General features: G+C 45.1%; 15 protein-coding genes and 15 tRNA genes. 3 read left to right on the top strand and 27 right to left on the bottom strand.

The window, feature by feature from the left end; genetic code table 11:
• Nucleotides 1-30: 30 nt before the first annotated feature.
• From ACPW7J_RS08690 to ACPW7J_RS08820, 27 genes are all read right to left on the bottom strand, one after another.
• A tRNA-Phe gene (locus ACPW7J_RS08690) sits at nucleotides 31-106 on the bottom strand.
• Between the two features lie 21 nt (nucleotides 107-127).
• Nucleotides 128-204: transfer RNA gene (locus ACPW7J_RS08695), tRNA-Ile, on the bottom strand.
• 16 nt (nucleotides 205-220) lie between these two features.
• Nucleotides 221-297: transfer RNA gene (locus tag ACPW7J_RS08700), tRNA-Pro, on the bottom strand.
• 26 nt (nucleotides 298-323) lie between these two features.
• Nucleotides 324-399 (bottom strand) — tRNA-Trp (locus ACPW7J_RS08705).
• Nucleotides 400-405: 6 nt separating this feature from the next.
• Nucleotides 406-498 (bottom strand) — tRNA-Ser (locus ACPW7J_RS08710).
• 40 nt (nucleotides 499-538) lie between these two features.
• Nucleotides 539-627 (bottom strand) — tRNA-Ser (locus ACPW7J_RS08715).
• Between the two features lie 39 nt (nucleotides 628-666).
• A tRNA-Lys gene (locus tag ACPW7J_RS08720) sits at nucleotides 667-742 on the bottom strand.
• 9 nt (nucleotides 743-751) lie between these two features.
• Nucleotides 752-826 (bottom strand) — tRNA-Gln (locus tag ACPW7J_RS08725).
• Between the two features lie 16 nt (nucleotides 827-842).
• Nucleotides 843-919: transfer RNA gene (locus ACPW7J_RS08730), tRNA-Arg, on the bottom strand.
• 19 nt (nucleotides 920-938) lie between these two features.
• Nucleotides 939-1,012, bottom strand: a tRNA-Gly gene (locus ACPW7J_RS08735).
• A gap of 5 nt (nucleotides 1,013-1,017) precedes the next feature.
• Nucleotides 1,018-1,092: transfer RNA gene (locus ACPW7J_RS08740), tRNA-Gly, on the bottom strand.
• Nucleotides 1,093-1,097: 5 nt separating this feature from the next.
• Nucleotides 1,098-1,182: transfer RNA gene (locus ACPW7J_RS08745), tRNA-Tyr, on the bottom strand.
• 70 nt (nucleotides 1,183-1,252) lie between these two features.
• Nucleotides 1,253-1,327: transfer RNA gene (locus ACPW7J_RS08750), tRNA-Thr, on the bottom strand.
• A 19-nt stretch (nucleotides 1,328-1,346) separates the two neighbouring features.
• Nucleotides 1,347-1,423, bottom strand: a tRNA-Asp gene (locus ACPW7J_RS08755).
• Nucleotides 1,424-1,555: 132 nt separating this feature from the next.
• Nucleotides 1,556-1,631: transfer RNA gene (locus ACPW7J_RS08760), tRNA-Val, on the bottom strand.
• Nucleotides 1,632-1,802: 171 nt separating this feature from the next.
• On the bottom strand, nucleotides 1,803-2,432 hold the full coding sequence (locus tag ACPW7J_RS08765) for a YigZ family protein (protein ID WP_161874810.1): 630 nt from the start codon (nucleotides 2,430-2,432) through the stop codon (nucleotides 1,803-1,805).
• Complete coding sequence (gene hflX / locus ACPW7J_RS08770) at nucleotides 2,419-3,735, bottom strand: GTPase HflX (RefSeq protein WP_425755004.1); 1,317 nt, start codon at nucleotides 3,733-3,735, stop codon at nucleotides 2,419-2,421. Before hflX ends, ACPW7J_RS08765 begins: the two co-directional genes overlap by 14 nt.
• Complete coding sequence (yunB, locus tag ACPW7J_RS08775; RefSeq protein WP_425755005.1) at nucleotides 3,725-4,390, bottom strand: sporulation protein YunB; 666 nt, start codon at nucleotides 4,388-4,390, stop codon at nucleotides 3,725-3,727. The genes hflX and yunB overlap by 11 nt, the downstream gene beginning before the upstream one ends.
• A gap of 69 nt (nucleotides 4,391-4,459) precedes the next feature.
• Nucleotides 4,460-5,239, bottom strand: coding sequence for a GTP-sensing pleiotropic transcriptional regulator CodY (codY, locus tag ACPW7J_RS08780; protein ID WP_161874808.1), 780 nt, complete (start codon nucleotides 5,237-5,239; stop codon nucleotides 4,460-4,462).
• 35 nt (nucleotides 5,240-5,274) lie between these two features.
• On the bottom strand, nucleotides 5,275-6,714 hold the full coding sequence (hslU, locus tag ACPW7J_RS08785; RefSeq protein WP_425755006.1) for an ATP-dependent protease ATPase subunit HslU: 1,440 nt from the start codon (nucleotides 6,712-6,714) through the stop codon (nucleotides 5,275-5,277).
• 15 nt (nucleotides 6,715-6,729) lie between these two features.
• Nucleotides 6,730-7,269, bottom strand: a complete 540-nt coding sequence (hslV, locus tag ACPW7J_RS08790; protein ID WP_161874807.1) for an ATP-dependent protease subunit HslV — start codon at nucleotides 7,267-7,269, stop codon at nucleotides 6,730-6,732.
• Between the two features lie 29 nt (nucleotides 7,270-7,298).
• Nucleotides 7,299-9,374, bottom strand: a complete 2,076-nt coding sequence (topA, locus tag ACPW7J_RS08795) for a type I DNA topoisomerase (protein WP_161874806.1) — start codon at nucleotides 9,372-9,374, stop codon at nucleotides 7,299-7,301.
• Nucleotides 9,375-9,430: 56 nt separating this feature from the next.
• Nucleotides 9,431-10,282 carry a DNA-processing protein DprA gene (gene dprA, locus ACPW7J_RS08800; protein ID WP_425755007.1) on the bottom strand — a complete coding sequence of 284 codons (852 nt, stop codon included), beginning with the start codon at nucleotides 10,280-10,282 and terminating at the stop codon, nucleotides 9,431-9,433.
• Entirely contained in the window at nucleotides 10,279-11,811 is a 1,533-nt protein-coding gene (locus tag ACPW7J_RS08805) for a YifB family Mg chelatase-like AAA ATPase (RefSeq protein WP_425755008.1), read from the bottom strand. The genes dprA and ACPW7J_RS08805 overlap by 4 nt, the downstream gene beginning before the upstream one ends.
• 10 nt (nucleotides 11,812-11,821) lie before the next feature.
• A complete protein-coding gene (locus ACPW7J_RS08810) occupies nucleotides 11,822-12,187 on the bottom strand; it encodes a YraN family protein (RefSeq protein WP_425755009.1) in 366 nt (121 codons plus the stop codon).
• Nucleotides 12,188-12,356: 169 nt separating this feature from the next.
• A complete protein-coding gene (locus ACPW7J_RS08815) occupies nucleotides 12,357-13,187 on the bottom strand; it encodes a Cof-type HAD-IIB family hydrolase (RefSeq protein ID WP_425755010.1) in 831 nt (276 codons plus the stop codon).
• A gap of 1 nt (nucleotide 13,188) precedes the next feature.
• A complete protein-coding gene (locus ACPW7J_RS08820) occupies nucleotides 13,189-13,830 on the bottom strand; it encodes an MBL fold metallo-hydrolase (RefSeq protein ID WP_425755011.1) in 642 nt (213 codons plus the stop codon).
• Nucleotides 13,831-13,933: 103 nt separating this feature from the next.
• On the opposite strand from ACPW7J_RS08820, the gene trkA reads away from it, so the two are divergent.
• Genes trkA through ACPW7J_RS08835 form a run of 3 tightly spaced genes read left to right on the top strand, consistent with a single transcriptional unit; the run spans nucleotide 13,934 to nucleotide 18,295 of the window.
• Nucleotides 13,934-15,280 carry a Trk system potassium transporter TrkA gene (gene trkA, locus ACPW7J_RS08825; protein ID WP_161874800.1) on the top strand — a complete coding sequence of 449 codons (1,347 nt, stop codon included), beginning with the start codon at nucleotides 13,934-13,936 and terminating at the stop codon, nucleotides 15,278-15,280.
• A gap of 32 nt (nucleotides 15,281-15,312) precedes the next feature.
• A complete protein-coding gene (locus ACPW7J_RS08830; protein ID WP_425755012.1) occupies nucleotides 15,313-16,779 on the top strand; it encodes a TrkH family potassium uptake protein in 1,467 nt (488 codons plus the stop codon).
• Nucleotides 16,780-16,828: 49 nt separating this feature from the next.
• On the top strand, nucleotides 16,829-18,295 hold the full coding sequence (locus tag ACPW7J_RS08835; RefSeq protein ID WP_161874798.1) for a TrkH family potassium uptake protein: 1,467 nt from the start codon (nucleotides 16,829-16,831) through the stop codon (nucleotides 18,293-18,295).
• Nucleotides 18,296-18,314: the final 19 nt, after the last annotated feature.

The following is an 18,314-nucleotide window of genomic DNA, read 5'->3' on the forward strand; positions in this document are numbered from 1 at the left end:
CTACTGTCAGCGAAAGGCTGCTCAAATGAATGGTGCCCAGACTCGGAATTGAACCAAGGACACGGGGATTTTCAGTCCCCTGCTCTACCTACTGAGCTATCTGGGCATATAAACTATGTGATTATACTGGTGGGCCATCAGGGACTTGAACCCGGGACCTGCCGGTTATGAGCCGGACGCTCTGACCAACTGAGCTAATGGCCCACATCTTTTGTTTTAATGGTCGGGGTGGCAGGATTTGAACCCGCGGCCCACTGGTCCCAAACCAGTTGCGCTACCAAACTGCGCTACACCCCGTTAATTATTTACATTGTGATCATCATTGGCAGGGGCAGTAGGAATCGAACCCACGGCACGTGGTTTTGGAGACCACTGCTCTACCAGCTGAGCTATACCCCTGCGAAATGGCGGAGAAGATGGGATTCGAACCCATGCGGCCCTAATATGAACCCTAACGGTTTAGCAAACCGTCCTCTTCAGCCTCTTGAGTACTTCTCCAGGCTAAACAAATCTCACAACTATATTCTTATATGCAATATGGCGGAGAGGGTGGGATTCGAACCCACGGTCCCTTTCGGAATCACTGGTTTTCAAGACCAGCTCCTTAAACCACTCGGACACCTCTCCATGTGTGGATTCAACCAACATCTGTTATAAAGTTTAAAATGGTGACCCATCGGAGATTCGAACTCCGGACACCTTGATTAAAAGTCAAGTGCTCTGCCGACTGAGCTAATGGGTCATAAACAACTGGCTGGGGTAGCAGGACTCGAACCTACGAATGACGGAGTCAAAGTCCGTTGCCTTACCACTTGGCTATACCCCAAAGCATCAAATAAAATTGGTGAGCCCACAGGGATTCGAACCCCGGACACACGGCTTAGAAGGCCGTTGCTCTATCCAGCTGAGCTATGAGCCCACACACAGTTTGAAAAAAGTGGAGCGGATGATGAGAATCGAACTCACGCCATCAGCTTGGAAGGCTGAGGTTCTACCATTGAACTACATCCGCAAAAATGGAGCGGAAGACGAGATTCGAACTCGCGACCCTCGCCTTGGCAAGGCGATGCTCTACCCCTGAGCCACTTCCGCAAAATTGGTCGAGGGAGATGGATTCGAACCATCGAAAGCTCAGCTAACGGATTTACAGTCCGCCCCCTTTGGCCACTCGGGAATCCCTCGACATTATTTTTCAAACTAAATTGTAATATTTGATGAATTGGCGCACAAACCAATCAACCGATTATTTTATTGGAGCTGGCGGAGGGAATCGAACCCCCAACCTGCTGATTACAAATCAGCTGCTCTACCGTTGAGCCACGCCAGCATATTATCGTCTTTAAAATTGGCGACCTGGAACGGGCTCGAACCGTCGACCTCCAGCGTGACAGGCTGGCATTCTAACCAACTGAACTACCAGGCCGCATCATACACATCAGATTACCTCAGCCTGTTGCTGTAGCAAACCTGTCTTGTATGTCTTGCTCGCTCACTCGCCAAGTTTATATTTGGCAAATGTTCTTCGCAAAGTAGTCACCAATCTTATATAAAAGATTGGTGGGCGTTATAGGGCTCGAACCTATGACCCCCTGCTTGTAAGGCAGGTGCTCTCCCAGCTGAGCTAAACGCCCATATTGCAAGTTTTTTACTTGGCACATTTACAAATTATACTAGCTTTGTCCATGTTTGTCAAGCATTATTTTCAATCTTTTTTGCCCCCATTTCAGAGGAAAAAGTGTCTTGAAAACAAGCCGCAGATTATATTATCACACATATAAGATCTTGTCAATAACTTTTTAAAACTATCTCTCGATCTTTTGCGGACTAATTTCTTCACTGATGATTATGGCCTTGCCACCTGACAAACCAGTAACCGTATCCCGCAATGCTCCCGCATCGGATGGGTCTGTAATTACATCAAATGTGACCGTATCAGCATAGATTATATTATCAAAATTCACCGCAAATGTAAAGGGGAAATTTTGTATTTTATTAAATACAGCGTAGTCCACTTGATATGTAATGGTTTGCATTTCAACGACATCGCAAATGCCCGCTTCTGCCAGACCCAACTTGGCGCTGCTGGTATACGCTCTGACCAGACCTCCCGTACCCAGCTTAACGCCTCCAAAATATCGTGTCACTACAATACATACATTGGTAATGCCTTCGTGCACCAACATCTGAACCATGGGCGCCCCGCTGGTTCCCTGCGGTTCTCCGTCATCACTGGCCCATTGCAGCTGAAATTTGTCTCCGATTACCATTGCAGGCACATTATGCGTAGCATCCTTATGCTTTTTTCTAACTGAAGCGATAAACGCTTCAGCTTCCTCCCTGGTTTCTGCAGGAGAAACATAGGCGATAAATCTGGAACGTTCTATACTTTGTTCAGCCCATCCTTCTTTCGCAACTGTACTATATAATTTCATATGTCTTTAACCTCTGATAATCCTCTGCCTTCAACTCCACATCGATCAAAGTGCCGTCCTCCACATAATCCATAGAATGAACAGCTGCTTTTTCGCACAAATAAGACGCCAAATCTCCCCTGGTATACGGGATTAAAAGCTTCGTTCTGATCACCTCTCCAAACAGACACCCTTTGATGGCGGCCAGAAGTTCCTCCATGCCGTTTCCTTCTTTTGCAGATACGAAAAAGGCTGGCGCGTCAGAATAGGACGGGGTAAATTCCGAAACCAGATCCATTTTGTTATATATCATCAGTTTTTCTTTGCCGCCTGCTCCAATCTCCGTTAAAACCCGATCTGTTACAGTAACATGAAACTGACTTTCCTCATAGGAAGCATCCACCACATGCAGCAGCAAGTCCGCGTGGAGAACTTCTTCCAGAGTAGCTTTAAAGGCCTCGACTAAACTATGAGGCAGCTTGCTGACAAAGCCTACCGTATCTACCAAAATAAACGTTCGATTGTCATCCAGTGTTACGCTTCGGCTCTGCGCGTCCAAAGTCGCGAACAGCATATCCTTCTCACGTACGGATTTTTCCTCTTTTCCCGCCATAGAAAGGATTTGATTCATCAAAGCGGATTTGCCCGAATTGGTATAGCCCACAAGCGCCACGATGGGAATCCCGTTTTTCTGCCTTTTAGACCGTTGTACGCTTCTGGTTCTGACCAGATCAGCCAACTCGCTTTTGATATCCTCCATACGACGTTCTATATGACGGCGGTCTGTTTCCAGCTTCTTTTCTCCGGGACCTCTAGTACCGATGCCGCCGCCAAGACGGGACAGAGATTTACCAAAGCCTGTAAGTCTCGGAAGACGATACTTCAGCTGTGCCAGCTCTACCTGTAATTTTCCTTCTCTGGAATCCGCCCGCTCCGCAAAGATATCCAATATCAAAATAGTTCTGTCAATCACCCTTACGCCAATGATATCTTCCAGGTTTCTCAGCTGCATGCCGCTCAGCTCATCGTTAAAGATAACCACATCCGCCTCCATATTTCGAACCAGCTTCGCTACTTCCTCAACCTTTCCTTTACCGATTAACGTGGCGGTATTAGGCTTTTCTAAGTTCTGAACAACCTTTCCTAAAACCTGTGCTCTGGCAGCCTCTGCCAACCCCTCCAATTCATCCATAGAGTAAGAAATGTCTTCTTTCCTCTGCAAACCGACTAAAATAGCTCTGTAATTTTCTTCTGTAATAATTTCATTGTTTTCATTAAATCTAAGCATGGCTTTAGTATACCACAAAAATCGTTTAAGTAACATCTAAAATATCTTCTTCCGGCACATTCACGTAGCTGTCCGGAACTTCACCTACAATTACCAGCTCACAGATCAACATTTTACTTGTAATCTGAATGTTATCCGCTGAAAAAGGTTCCAGCACACGAACGCTGCTCTTTAATATGATGTACACCTTATATTTAGTTTGATTGATGCCCTGCGTTTCAAAGGCCGTTTCGAAATCGCAGCTGGTTACAGCCATCGGCAGAATTTTAATATCTAATCCAAAATCCGTCTGCGACAACAGCTTACTTCCCATGAGAGTACCATAATTCAATTTGACTGGCACGGCCTTCATATCCTCATATTTTTTCTGCAAAGCAGCGGAAAAGCCAGACACCATTTCGTTGATTACCGGCGTGTTGGCCTGTACAATTTGTACTTTGCCGTCCTTCCCTTTCTTTACATTAAACAATCTTTCCTCATAATTTCCAGAAGAAAATTCCTCATGAATCGTTTCATTGATGATCCTGTTGACTACCCCTTTTGCTTTCAGCTTGCTCACAGCATCGATATTAGGTCCAATCTGCTGCTTTAAGCCGGTCATCAATAAAATGATCCCCATTCCGATTAAAGCAGCTGAAATCGCGATTTTCTTAGTAAATCTCATACTGCCTGCATACCTGTTTCTGCTCATAAAAAAGCCTCCTGCTACAGTATATGCCATAGCGGAGGCTTTTGACAGCGGCAGAGAGTTCTCTGGCCTTTAAATCTCAAAAATTTTGATTCCTTTACGAAGATATTCGTTGGTAATCTTAATGCGCGTACCTTTCATACCCAATGATCTAGACTCAATAACGCCGGCGCTTTCCAGCTTACGAAGGGCATTGACAATTACCGAACGAGTAATGCCGCTTTTATCAGCGATCTTGCTGGCTACCAGAAGACCCTCGTCGCCTTTCAACTCTGCGAAAATCTTAGTCACCGCATCCATCTCAGAATAAGAAAGTGTAGAGAGAGCCATTTCCACAGCCTCTTTCATTCTGTTTTCTTCTTCCTCATCCATAGCAATGCCTCTTGCGACTTCGATTCCTACCACAGTTGCGCCGTATTCACAAATGGCGATATCTTCATCGTCATACGCCTTATCTGGTCTGGCTAAAAGCAGTGTCGCAATGCGGTTGCCGCCGAAGACGATCGGCACAATCGTATGATATTTGCTGGCCAGATTATAGTCTTCCCCATAGAACTGCTTAATGCTGTCATATGTCAGATTGGCAGTTGTTTCTGAAACCTTCAGAAAACGATCGTTATACAGCTGCGGCAGCATTGCCTTACCCGTTTCTTCATCATAGGTCAAAGGCGCTTCTTCTCCTGCGCAATATTTCGCAGCCAGAACCTTACCCTTCTTATTCAAAATATAGATATTGGATCCCAGCATTTCGCTCATAATATTGCATAATTCGTCAAAGGAAATGTACCCTGCCGTGCTTTCAGAAAGCACCCAATTAAGTTTTCTAATCCTCGCTAATAATTTTTCACTCATATTCTTTCTCTTTTACCTCAACTTTTCTATTACTTTTACAGGATATAACGGTCTACATCGTCTTTATGAATTGTCTCCATAAATTTGCTCTGCACGTAAACTCTGTCGATCACAATCTCTTCTTCCTCCATCTCAGGAATGTTAAAGGAGATATCCTCCAACAGCTTTTCCAAAATCGTATGCAGTCTTCTAGCTCCGATATTTTCAGTCTGCTCATTCATAAGATACGACATTGTGGCGATTTCGTCAATAGCATCTTCAGAAAATTCCACTTTAATTCCTTCCGTTTCCAACAAAGCCTTATGCTGCTTAATAATGGCATTCTCCGGAACGGTTAAAATCTGTACGAAGGATTCCTTAGTCAAATTCTCTAATTCCACTCTGATCGGAAAACGTCCCTGTAATTCCGGAATTAAATCTGTAGGCTTCGCAGTATGGAACGCGCCGGCTCCGATGAACAAAATATGATCTGTCTTTACAGGTCCATATTTGGTATTTACAACACTTCCCTCCACGATAGGAAGAATATCACGCTGAACGCCTTCTCTAGACACGTCTGCGCCGCTGTGATAACTGGAGCTAGACGCAATTTTGTCAATCTCATCGATAAAGATGATACCGTTCTGCTCAGCGTTTTCCAACGCTTCATCCGTAACCTGATCCATATCCAGCAGGTTTTGCGCCTCCTGCTCACGCAGAATCTTTCTTGCTTCTTTCACTCTGACTCTCTTTGTTTTAGTCTTCTGCGGCATCATATCTCCAAAAATGTTTCCGATAGCGATACTCATGCCTTCATTGCTCATGTCCAGCTGATTCCCTTTTGGCGTATCGATAACCTCTATCTCAACAAACTGCTCCTCCAGCAAACCTGCGCGCAGCTGTTGACGAACCTGCTCTCTTGCCATCTCCACATCTCTGTCTTCCGGCTTACCCTCCGTTTCTTTCGCTTTGCTTTCTTCATAAAGCTGCTTCTGACTTGGATAACCGCCGCTGCTCATAAGAAAGTCAAACGGACTCTTAGACTTATTTCCCTGATTTTTTTTCTTGCTGCCCGGAATGATCGCCTCAATAATCTTTTCCTCCGCGATTCCCTCCGCGATGTCATACTTTTCCTTCAATCTGGATTGCTTTGTAATACGGATAGACGCTTCCACCAGATCCCGAATCATGGAATCCACGTCGCGGCCAACGTAACCTACCTCAGTAAACTTCGTTGCCTCTACTTTCACAAAGGGCGCTTCCATCAGTTTAGCAAGACGCCTTGCAATTTCCGTCTTACCGCATCCTGTAGGCCCCATCATCAAAATATTCTTCGGCGTAATTTCCTCTCTCATCTCATCAGAAAGGAGACTTCTCCTATACCGGTTTCTCAACGCAATCGCTACAGATTTTTTTGCGTCATCCTGACCGATGATATATTTATCAAGCTCCGCCACGATTTCTTTTGGCGTCATACTCTGAATCTTTCCAGCCATTTCTTATTCCCCCTTTTACAGTTTTTCTACCGTGATATGATCATTGGTATACACACATATGGAAGACGCGATCTTCAGAGATTCTCTGACAATATCCTCTGCTCCCAACTCCGTATGATTGAAAAGCGCGTTAGCCGCGGAATACGCAAAATTGCCTCCGGAACCGATAGCGACAAAATCCTGATCCGGCACGATAACCTCACCGTTTCCGCTAACCACCAACAAATCATCCTTGTCTGCAACAATCATCAAAGCCTCTAAGCTCCGCATCCCTTTATCACTGCGCCAAAGCTGCGCCAGATCTACAGCCGCCCGCTTTAGATTGCCGCTATGTTCTTCAAGCTTCTTCTCAAATTTTTCAGTAAGCGCGAAAGCATCCGCTACACCGCCTGCAAATCCCGTCAACACTTTGTTATGAAATATTTTTTTAACCTTCTTCGCGCCATTTTTCATAATAGCAGTTTCACCCATCGTTACCTGTCCGTCTCCCCCGATAGCAATATCATCAGGTCCTCTTCTGACAGCACAGATCGTTGTTGCATGGAATTGTGTCATCTTTTCTCTACCTCCGTTTTCCTTTCAGTTTACTCTTTATAGTCGCACTCCGCGTTAGAGCAGGCAAGATTGCCCGTCTTTGATTTCTTTTCTACCAATAACGCGCCGCACTTAGGGCATTTTTTATCTACCGGTCTATACCAATATGACTGATCACAGTCTGGATAACCGCTGCATCCAAAGAACAGTTTACCGCGCTTGCTCTTTCTGGCCACAATATCCTTCCCACATTTCGGACAAGGAACGCCTGTGGATTTCACCACCGGCTTCGTATTCTTGCACTCCGGATAACCGCTGCAGGCAATAAACTCTCCAAACCGGCCCACCTTCAACACCATCGGTTTGCCGCATACCTCACAAACTTCTCCCGTAGGCTGATCCTCAATCTGTACCTTCTCAATCGCGGCATCCGCAGCTTTCAGTTCTTTTTCAAAAGGTCCGTAAAAGTCTCGGATAATTTTTTTCCAGGCCAGCTTATCAATTTCCACATCATCCAAATGGTCCTCCATAGCGGCGGTAAAATTGACGTCCACGATCTCATGAAAATAGTCTTCCATCAGTCCCGTGACTAAAAAACCCAGTTCCGTTGGTACTAAAGACTTTTTCTCACGTTTAACATATTTACGCTCTGACAAAGTGCCCACCGTCGGCGCATACGTACTAGGCCGGCCGATATTCTTTTCTTCAAGTTCTTTTACAAGGCTGGCCTCTGTAAACCTTGACGGCGGCTGCGTGAAATTCTGCTCGCCACTGACGTTCTTTACCGTCAGCTTTTCTCCGGTATCCAAGGCAGGTAAAAGCTTATCCTTATCTTCATCGCTGTTATTTTTATATACTCTCTGATATCCGTCAAACAGCAGCTTGCTTCCCGTCGTTTTAAAGGTATAATCACCATTCTCTATTTCTACCTGCAGATTATCAAATCTGGCCGCGGCCATCTGACTGGCCATGAATCTCTGCCAAATCAACCGATACAGCTTATACTGCTCTGGCGTCAATGATTCCTTAATATCGTCAGGCTCTAAAGAAACATTGCTGGGACGAATCGCCTCATGCGCGTCCTGAATATCCTTCTTTTTATTAGAAAAAACGTTATGCCCCCGGTATTCACTTCCATACCTGTCCACTATAAAGGCCGCAGCAGCAGCTTTCGCTTCATCAGAAATACGCACAGAATCTGTTCTCAAATAAGTGATCAAACCGATCGTACCCTGTCCTTTCACCTCTACTCCTTCATAAAGCTGCTGTGCAATGAGCATCGTCTTTTTCGTATTAAAATTCAACCGTGTGGATGCCTCCTGCTGTAAGCTGCTCGTAGTAAAGGGTGCATAAGGCTTTTTCATCCGCTCTTTTTGATGCAGCGCTGCGACGTAATAATCGCCCTTTTTCAATTCCTGCAGGATATGATCATTCTGCTGTTTATTCTCAACTACGATCTTCTTCTTTTTATATTCAGCAAGCCGCGCGGAAAAACCCTTGCCCTTAGAAAACGCGGCAGTAATCGTCCAGTATTCCTTTGGATCAAAAGCCTGTATTTCCTTCTCTCTGTCGCAAATAATCTTCAGAGCTGCTGATTGGACGCGGCCGGCCGATAAGCCTTTTCTTACCTTTCGCCATAAAAGAGGACTGATCTGATAACCCACCAGCCGGTCTAACACACGTCTGGCCTGCTGCGCGTCTACCAAATTCAAATCGATCTGTCTCGGATGTTTAATAGCTTCCTTGATCGTCGTCTTCGTAATCTCATTGAATACGATCCGGCAAGGCGCTGTCGGATCCAGCCCCAGTAAATAGGCCAGATGCCAGGAAATCGCTTCTCCTTCTCGATCCGGGTCAGTTGCCAGATATACTTTAGAAGCCTTCTTCGCTTCTTTTCTCAAATCCTTGATGATATCCCCCTTGCCCCTGATAGGAATATACTGCGGTTCGAAATCATTATCGATATCAATTCCCAGCTTGCTCTTTGGCAAATCTCTGACATGTCCTACAGACGCGATTACTTTATAGTTTGATCCTAAATATTTCCCAATCGTTTTGGCCTTGGAAGGCGACTCTACGATGACTAAAGTCTTCTTACTCGTTGCTTTTTTTTTCGCAGTTGCCATTTTTCCTCCTGCACTTTTTCATTTTGTCGTTTCAATAGAGCATTATAGTATTCTTATCAGAATTTTGCAACAAAAATTTTCCCCATTGACGAAAAAATTATCCCTTTCATTTCCAGAACCGCTATTATACCATTTATTTCCGAAGGTTTCATGTTGGTTTTGTGATGAATCTCATCAACCGTGATTTCCCCGCCGCTCTTTATAACATTGAAGACGGTTTGCTCATCCTTTCCCAGCCTTTCTTTTATACATATTCCCTGGGGTTCAACGCCCATATCGATCAGCAGGTCGTCTAAGAGAATCAGTGGCGTTACATTCTCTCGTATAAGCTTATTTGTACCAAAGCTGTACAAGCTGGTGATATTTCCAGGTACTGCATAAACTCGCTTCCCCATTTCAGCCGCACATTCCGCCGTAATCAACGCGCCGCTTCGATTTCCTGCCTCCACAACAGCTACGCTTTCTGCCAAAGCCGCAATAATCCGATTTCTCTTTGGAAAATCATACGGCTTTACTGCATATTCCGGCCAGCGCTCTGAAAGCAATAAACCTTCACGTGCAATTTGCTGCTGCAGACCTTTGTTTTCGGGCGGGTAATAAGTATCTGTGCCGCCGCCTAATACAGCGACTGTCTTTCCTCCCGCCTCCAACGCGCCGAGATGCGCCGCGGTATCTATCCCTTTTGCCAGACCGCTTACTAAGGTCACATCATTTTCAGCCATTCTTCTTCCGATCATCCTGGCAACCGTCCTTCCGTATTGGGTGCAACGGCGGCTTCCCACCACTGCAACGCACCTACGTTCCAAGCAGGACAGATCTCCGTCAAAATATATCGTCTCTATATCAGGCGTAAACGCTGTCAGCGCCACGGGAAAAGCTTTGTTCACCTTTTGTATGCTTCCCTTCATCTTCGACTCTCCCTATAAGCAAAGGCTTCCGCTAAGTGCTTCATCTCTACCTGTTCGCTGCCCTCAAGATCCGCGATCGTTCTGGCAACTCTGCGAACTTTCATCAATGTTCTCGGATTTAGTTTCAACTTCTGGTAGGCCTGAGACACCAGCCGGCGCATTTTCCCATCCAACGGACAGAATTCCTCCACCATCCGTTCGCTCAACTGGTGATTCAGGCTGATGCTCATCCCCGCATACCGTTCAGCCTGCCGGCGGCGCGCCTCATCGATAAATTTTGCCATTTCAGCAGAAGACATTACCGTGGTATCTTCTAAACTCTCATATTCTACAGGTTGTAAATAGACGTGCATATCGATTCGATCCAAAACAGGACCAGACAATTTCTTTTGATAGCGCTCCACCTCTCTGTCAGTGCACTTACACTCATGGTTAGGATCGCCATAATAACCGCATTTACATGGATTACTGGCGGCAACCAGCATAAATTCTGCGGGAAAAACATGAGAAATTCCCCGACGTACCAGCGTTATTGATTTGCTCTCCAGCGGCGTTCTGAGCGCGTCGATTAAATTCCTGTCAAATTCTCCGATTTCATCCAAAAATAAAACGCCCTGACTGGCCAAAGAAATTTCCCCAGGCTTCGGTACGCTGCCTCCACCCAGCAATCCCGCCGGCGTTATTCTGTGGTGCGGCCGCCGGAACGGCCGGTTCGTAATCACCGGTATATCCTCCGTAAGAAGTCCGGCAACAGAATAGAGTATCGTAGTGTTAACGATTTCATCAAAATCCATTTCCGGCATGACAGAAACTACCCGTTCTGCCAGCATCGTCTTCCCAGTGGACGGACTACCCGTCATCAAAATGCCATGTCCTCCCGCCGCCGCGATCATAACTGCTCGCTTAGCATTTTCCTGCCCTTTCACATCAGCAAAGTCCAGCCGTCTGATATTCGCGCTTCTTGCGCAGATTTCCTTTACCGGTTCAAAGGTCGCGGGTCTTTCGCGTTCCATCTGTTTGCCTCCTCGCAAATGATCTACAATCTGCCCTAAATTATCCGCGGCATAAATTTCAATGCCTGATGCTAAAAGAGCTTCCTGGCGATTAGCGGCGGGAAGAATAATTCTGCGAACACCGTAACGCTGCATAGCCATAACCATAGGCAGAATTCCATCAGTGCGAACCAGAGAACCGTCCAAAGACAACTCTCCTAAAAAACAATATTCCGCCAAGCTTCGCAGCGGAAGCTGGCGTGATGAAGCTAAAATTCCTATGGCAATAGGCAGGTCAAAATGACTGCCTCTTTTTCGCACGCCAGCCGGAGACATGTTGATGGTAATACGGCTGCACGGATATTCCAGACCAGTGTTTACCAGCGCTGGACGAATCCGCTCCCTCGCTTCTTTGATCGTAGTATCTGCCTGTCCAACGATATTAAAAGTCGGCATACCGCGGGAAATATCTGTCTCAACAGATACAGGAAATGCCTCTACGCCTCGTAAAAAGGCTGAACAAATTTTTGATAACATGAAATTCCCCCTAAAATGCATTCTCAACTCTGTTAACCATAACTTCTATAACCTGGAAGGAAAAGGACATATAATTCTTTTCTCTGTTTTCCCTCAACCAATAAAAGGCTGCCTTACGAATATGCTGAATTTTTCGCCGATCCACCGCCTCCACCGGTCTGCCGAAGTTAGCCGTTCTTCTGGTTTTGACCTCAGTAAAAAGCAAACGTCCGTCTTTCTCCGCGATAATATCTATCTCCCCAAACCTGCATCGGAAATTCTTTTCCAGAATTATATAACCGTCCAGCCTCAACGTTTGAGCTGCGAACTCCTCGCCGCATTGTCCCAAGGCTACACGATAATTCATTCTGTCTTTTTCTTCATTTTTATGTTCCATCGCCTTTCACTTCCTTTTAAAACAAATTATGGAATATTTTTACTTATTTGCACATATAAAATTACTATATTCTGTAAAAATTGTCAATACTTTTTACAATCTTTCCCAAATTGAATATAAAAAAACGTCTCACCCAAAATCAGGGCAAAACGTTTTACTTTCTTGAAATTTATAAAACGAACTTTTCGATGGCCTTGGCAACGCCGTCGTCGTTATTGTTCGCCGTAACATAATCCGCTATTGCTTTTATCTCCTCGCTGGCATTATCCACCGCCACACCGATACCGGCTAGCTGCAGCATCCTTTGATCGTTGAGACTGTCTCCGCATGCCATCAACTCACAATGCTGTACAGACAGCTGTTCCATAAGAATCTCCAGCGCTCGTCCCTTGTTAGTATCCGCGCCGCCAATTTCCAGATTATGGATAAAGGAGGAGGTTACCGTAATACCGGGTAAAGCGGAAAGCGCCTTGTACCAACGCCCTTTATCCGTCAGATCTGGAAAATTCAAACTGATATTTTCAATTTTCTCCCTGTTTTCTATCATAAAATCACAGATCCCCACAACCGGATTTCTTGTAGTCAATATGTATTCGGCGTCACGATAGTCAGAACCGTGGGCCGCTACCTGATCGAATTCTGCCTTATCGATATAGGCCCTGCCTCCAACGAAGGTCTCTACGGACATGCCTGCGCCGCGAATCTTTTCTACCACTGTCAAAACCGCTTCCGGCGCAAGATTGTTTTCGTAAATTAACTCGCCGTCCTTCAATCTGGTAATATGCGCGCCGTTAGAAGTAATCACATATTCCAACCCTTTGATGGAAAACAGTTGCCCAGGAAGAGATTGGTATGTGCGTCCGGTAGAGATTACAATATGCACGCCTTTTTCCATAGCGTTTAAAAAAGCTTTTGCTGTACGCGCCGATATTTCCCCTCTGCTGTTCAATGTAGTACCGTCTAAATCCAACGCCACCATGCGAATCTCTTTATGTTCCATTTTATCTCCCCTTTCCCTGACGCAGCGCCAGAAACTCAGTATTATATTTTCGTACCTGTTTCATCGTACATCCCCCATCGTGTCCGGGATAAATAAAGACGTCATTCTCCCATTTGTCTAACACATCGCGTACCGTATCTTCCATCTGCCTTTCATCTCCTCCCGCCAGATCGCTCCTGCCGAGATCAGTGTCAAACAATGTATCACCTGTAAAACAAATTCTGCTTTTTTCTGCCATGACGCAGATACTTCCCTGCGTATGGCCTGGCGTATGAATCACTTGCAAAACCTCGCCATCTAAATCCAGCTTGCAACCCTCCGTCAGACAATGATCTACACGCCCTTTATATATGAAAGCATCCGCTTCATGCATATAAATCGGGCAGTCATGCAGAATCTGACTCACATTTTCAGCCGCTCCGGTATGATCGTGATGAAGATGGGTCAAAATGACGCCCCGACACGTTAACCCGTGATCCTGCACAAATTTGATAAATTTTTTCGGATTATATCCGGGATCTATAATATAGCAGCTTTCACCATCGCTTTGATAAACTACATAACCATTTGCCGCCAAGTTTCCACCAGTAAAACCTTTGACTTTCAAAATTTTTCTCCTTTCCAGACGGGTATCTTTTATCATTATACCAAAACCTCTTGCAAAATCAAACTGTTTGAATTAGAATAGTGTAAGCGTTTGGAGAAACACATAGAAAACAATTAACATAATGAACGAGGAATCTTAAATGAAAGTAGCAATTGTAGGAGCAGGAAAATTAGGCTATCGAGTGGCCGCTGCCTTACTCGGCGGTGATTATTCTATCACCATTATTGATAAAAATGAAAACGTTCTGAATAAGCTTTCACAGCAGCTTGACGTTTTGACCATAAATGCTGACGCCCGCGACATCGGCGTATTAAAGAGCGCCGATATCAGCACTTTCAATTATCTTCTTGCTGTAACAGATAACGATGAGACAAACATCGTTATCGCATCCTTTGCAAAAAAACTGGGATGCCGCCGTGTTATCGCGCGTGTGAGGGAACCGGAGCATATGAATCAATTTGGATTTATCAAAGAGACAATGGGCATCGACTCCATTGTCAATCCTGATCTGGCTATCACCGTTGAAATCTATAAATATTTGGCTGAAAAATACACTTTGAGCAACGGTATCTTTACCAGTGGAAAGATCGCCCTGATTGAATTCCCGTCTAAAAGATATCCGAAATTGGTCAACCTCTCTATTCCGGAAGTGAAAGAAGTGTTGCCGGACATGCTCATTGCCGCTATCTCTCGAAACGGCAAAGTGATCATTCCCCATGGAGACGATTTCATCAAGCCGGGCGATTCCCTATATGTCATCGGAGAAAAAGATCATATCATTGAACTGAATAAAAAAGTCCATGAAAGAGGTAAATACACCAATCTCCAAAAGGTTATGATAATTGGCGGCGGAAAAACGGGATTTTATCTGGCTGAAATGCTGTCCGAATTCGGAGCAGCAGTAAAACTGGTGGAAAAAGACCTCGCGCGCTGTCGCTATTTGTCAACACATTTGAATAATGTCATGATTCTTCACAGCGATGGTACGGATTTATCTCTATTAGAAGAAGAAAATATGAATGAAATGGACGCTTTCGTCACCGCTACAGGTTATGATGAGGAAAACCTACTGTTGGCGCTTACCGCTAAGCAGCATGGCATTGACGACGTCATCTCTAAAGTAAGCCACGAAAGCTATAAGGATCTAATTGAACGTATGGGTGTGGACATGGTACTGAATCCATTAGATATCACGGCCAGCAATATTCTTCGATTCATTCAGGGTTCTAAGAAGATCATATCCTCCGTGTTAATTCAGGGACAAGCTGAAATTATGGAAATTGTGGCCCACTCTCATATGACTATGCTCGGCGTGCCTCTCTCACAGTTAAATTTACCGGACGGCGTACTGATCGCGGCTATCCACCGCGGCCAGCAGGTGATCATTCCCGGAGGCGATACGGCCATCCAATGGAATGACCGCGTAATTATTCTCAGTCTGCTCAGTGAAATCGGCGATATGGAAAAACTGCTGAAAAACAAATAATGCATGTAGTTCACATTGTAAGGAGTCAAGCTATGACAGTTAACTTTAATGGAGTTCTTCGGATCATGGGATATTTGCTTCTGGTACTGGGATGCAGCATGCTCCCGGCCCTGCTGGTAGCCGTAGCGTACCATGAATCCGATGCTCTTAGGAGTTTTCTTTACACGATCCTCCCCTGTTTTATCTTGGGGATCATACTAATTAAGATATTTCACCCTTCTCTGATGAAAGTAAAATCCAGAGATGGGTTTCTTATTGTATCTCTTTGCTGGTTACTGTTTTCCGCAGCCGGCGCGATTCCCTTCGTCCTTTCAGGCGCGATCGACAGCTATGTAGACGCATTCTTCGAAACATGTTCCGGTTTTTCTACTACAGGGTCTTCTATCTTGTCGGAAATTGAAGCTTTACCGAAGTCCATACTGTTTTGGCGCTCCTTCACCCATTGGTTAGGCGGTATGGGAATCATCGTCCTGGTTACAGCTCTTCTGCCCTCGATCGGTATGGGAGGCCAACTGATTGCCAGCGCGGAAACACCAGGACCGGTCTTAGAAAAAATCTCTCCTCGTTTTTCTGATACGGCAAAACGGCTGTACCTGGTTTATCTGTTGTTTACAGCAGTTGAAACAGTTATGCTTCTCTGTTGCGGCATGTCTCTGTACGACGCCCTGCTTCACACCTTCGGGACTGTCGGTACAGGAGGATTTTCTTCCTATAATGCCAGTGTCGGTCACTTTTCAAATCCCTGCGTTCACTGGATCATCATTCTATTCATGGTTCTTTGCGGCGTCAACTTTAACTTATACTTCATTTTAATCCGCCACGGAGTCCGCAGAGTTTTCTGTGATTCTGAATTAAAACTGTACTTGACTATCATAGGCGGAGCAGTTGCTTTGATCACCCTGAACCTGATGTTATCAGGAACCTATGAAAACCTGTCAGACGGACTTCGAGACGCGTCGTTTCAGGTTACGTCCATCATTACTACGACAGGTTATGCCACAGAGGATTACGATATATGGCCTACTTTCAGTAAAATGATCATTCTTTTGTTGATGCTGACCGGCGCTTGTTCTTCTTCTACAGGCGGCGGCGTCAAAATCATCCGTATCCTGATCTCCTTAAAACTGATTCGCAGAGGCATTTCTCTAAAGCTGCATCCTAATCAGGTTGTCTCAGTGACTCTGAATAAAAGACAGATTCCACAGGAAGTTGCCACGAACATCGCTAACTTTGTTTTTTTCTACATCTTTGTAACGTTCGCCGGTTCCCTCCTCATATCCTTTAACGGGTTTGACTTAATGACAACCATATCCTCGGTATTGGCTTGCCTAGGAAATATCGGCCCAGGCTTCAATTTGGTAGGACCAACTATGAACTTTTCCGCTTTTTCGGATTTTTCCAAACTGGTCCTTTCGTTCCTGATGATTGCGGGAAGACTGGAGTTGTTTACCTTCTTCATGCTTTTCTCACCGCATTATTGGAATTCAAACAAGTGTTAAATTTATTTTCCAATTATGTACTGCAAACTAGAAAGGTGAATGAATTATTATGACCTATAATCATCGAGTGATCCTTCGAACAATTTCAATCATTTTGTTTTTCGAAGGGCTGGCTATGCTGGCTCCGGTAGTTTGTGCTGTCTACAACAACGAACAAGGCCCGGCTTCCGCTCTGTTTTTAACCGCGCTTTCCTGCATAGCTATAGGTATGCTTGTATTTCGTTTTCTCAAATACTATACCCTGAAGATCAAACAGCGTGAAAGCTATTTCATTGCCTTTATCTGTTGGTTTGTGGTCTGTCTGGTTGGGACGTTTCCTTTCATTTTCAGTGGATGCGGTTACTCTTTTACAGATTGTGTCTTTGAATCTGTATCCGGTTGGACGACCACCGGGGCATGGACGATCCCACTGGAAAATATGCCTCGTTCTCTGGTACTCTGGAAAGCGATCAGCAATTGGCTAGGCGGTATGGGACTGCTGCTTCTGACGATTTCTTTCTTTCCGATACTAGGCATAGAGGGACAAAAAATGGCGGCGGCAGAAGTGCCGGGGCCTGAATTCGAAAAAATGTCCGCTCGAATCAGCGATACAGCGAAAATCTCATATCGCATCTATATCGTCATGACAATCATAGAATTCCTATTGCTGCTGCCCAGCGGTATGACGCCCTTTGAAGCACTGATTAACACCATGTCCACCATTAGTACTGCCGGTCTGATCGACTTAGGCGCCGGCATCATGAGCGCGCCAACGCCTTATATAAAAGCGGTTTTTACAATTTTCTCCATAGCCGGATCGATCAATTTTATGATGTATTTTTTCCTCTATCACAGGAAATGGCGTCTGGTATGGCGTAACGTAGAGCTAAGAACCTATTTGGTATTATTGACAGGCGGCGCTTTGATCATCGCAATTTCACTGCTAGCATGCGGCCGTTACGATACCTTTTGGGGAGCCTTTGGGGATAGCTTTGCCCAGTCTGTAGCTTTCGGCGCCACTTCTGGCTTTGAAATTGACGATATTAACCTGTGGCCAACGTTAAGCAAAATGATTCTTCTCATTCTTCTTTTTATCGGAGGCTGCGGAAATTCCACAAGCGGCTCAATCAAGGTCATTCGTTTCATCATATACTTCAAAATCATTCTTCGAGGCATATATAAACGAATTCACCCGCGGGCGGTGCGGCCTATTATGATTCAGGGGAAACCAGTCAGCGCGGCAACTGCTGCTTCAGTAACGGTGTTCACTATGATGTATTTTTTGATCCTTCTAATCTCAGCCCTGGTTTTCTCTCTAGAGAACATGGATCTTGAAACTACACTCTGTACTGCTTTGGCCTGCATCACTAACAACGGTACTGCTTTTGGCGGTATCACCGGCGGCAATTTCAGCATATTCTCCGATGGTTGTAAGCTATATGCATCGATCCTGATGTTGTCAGGCAGATTGGAATTATATGCGATCATACTTCTGTTTACTCGGTCATTCTGGAATTCTGACAGAGTAAGAACATAAAAATTCCCCCTCTCGGTAT

The organism is Ihubacter sp. rT4E-8 (genome assembly GCF_049852125.1).
Classification (GTDB): Bacteria; Bacillota; Clostridia; order Peptostreptococcales; family Anaerovoracaceae; genus Senimuribacter.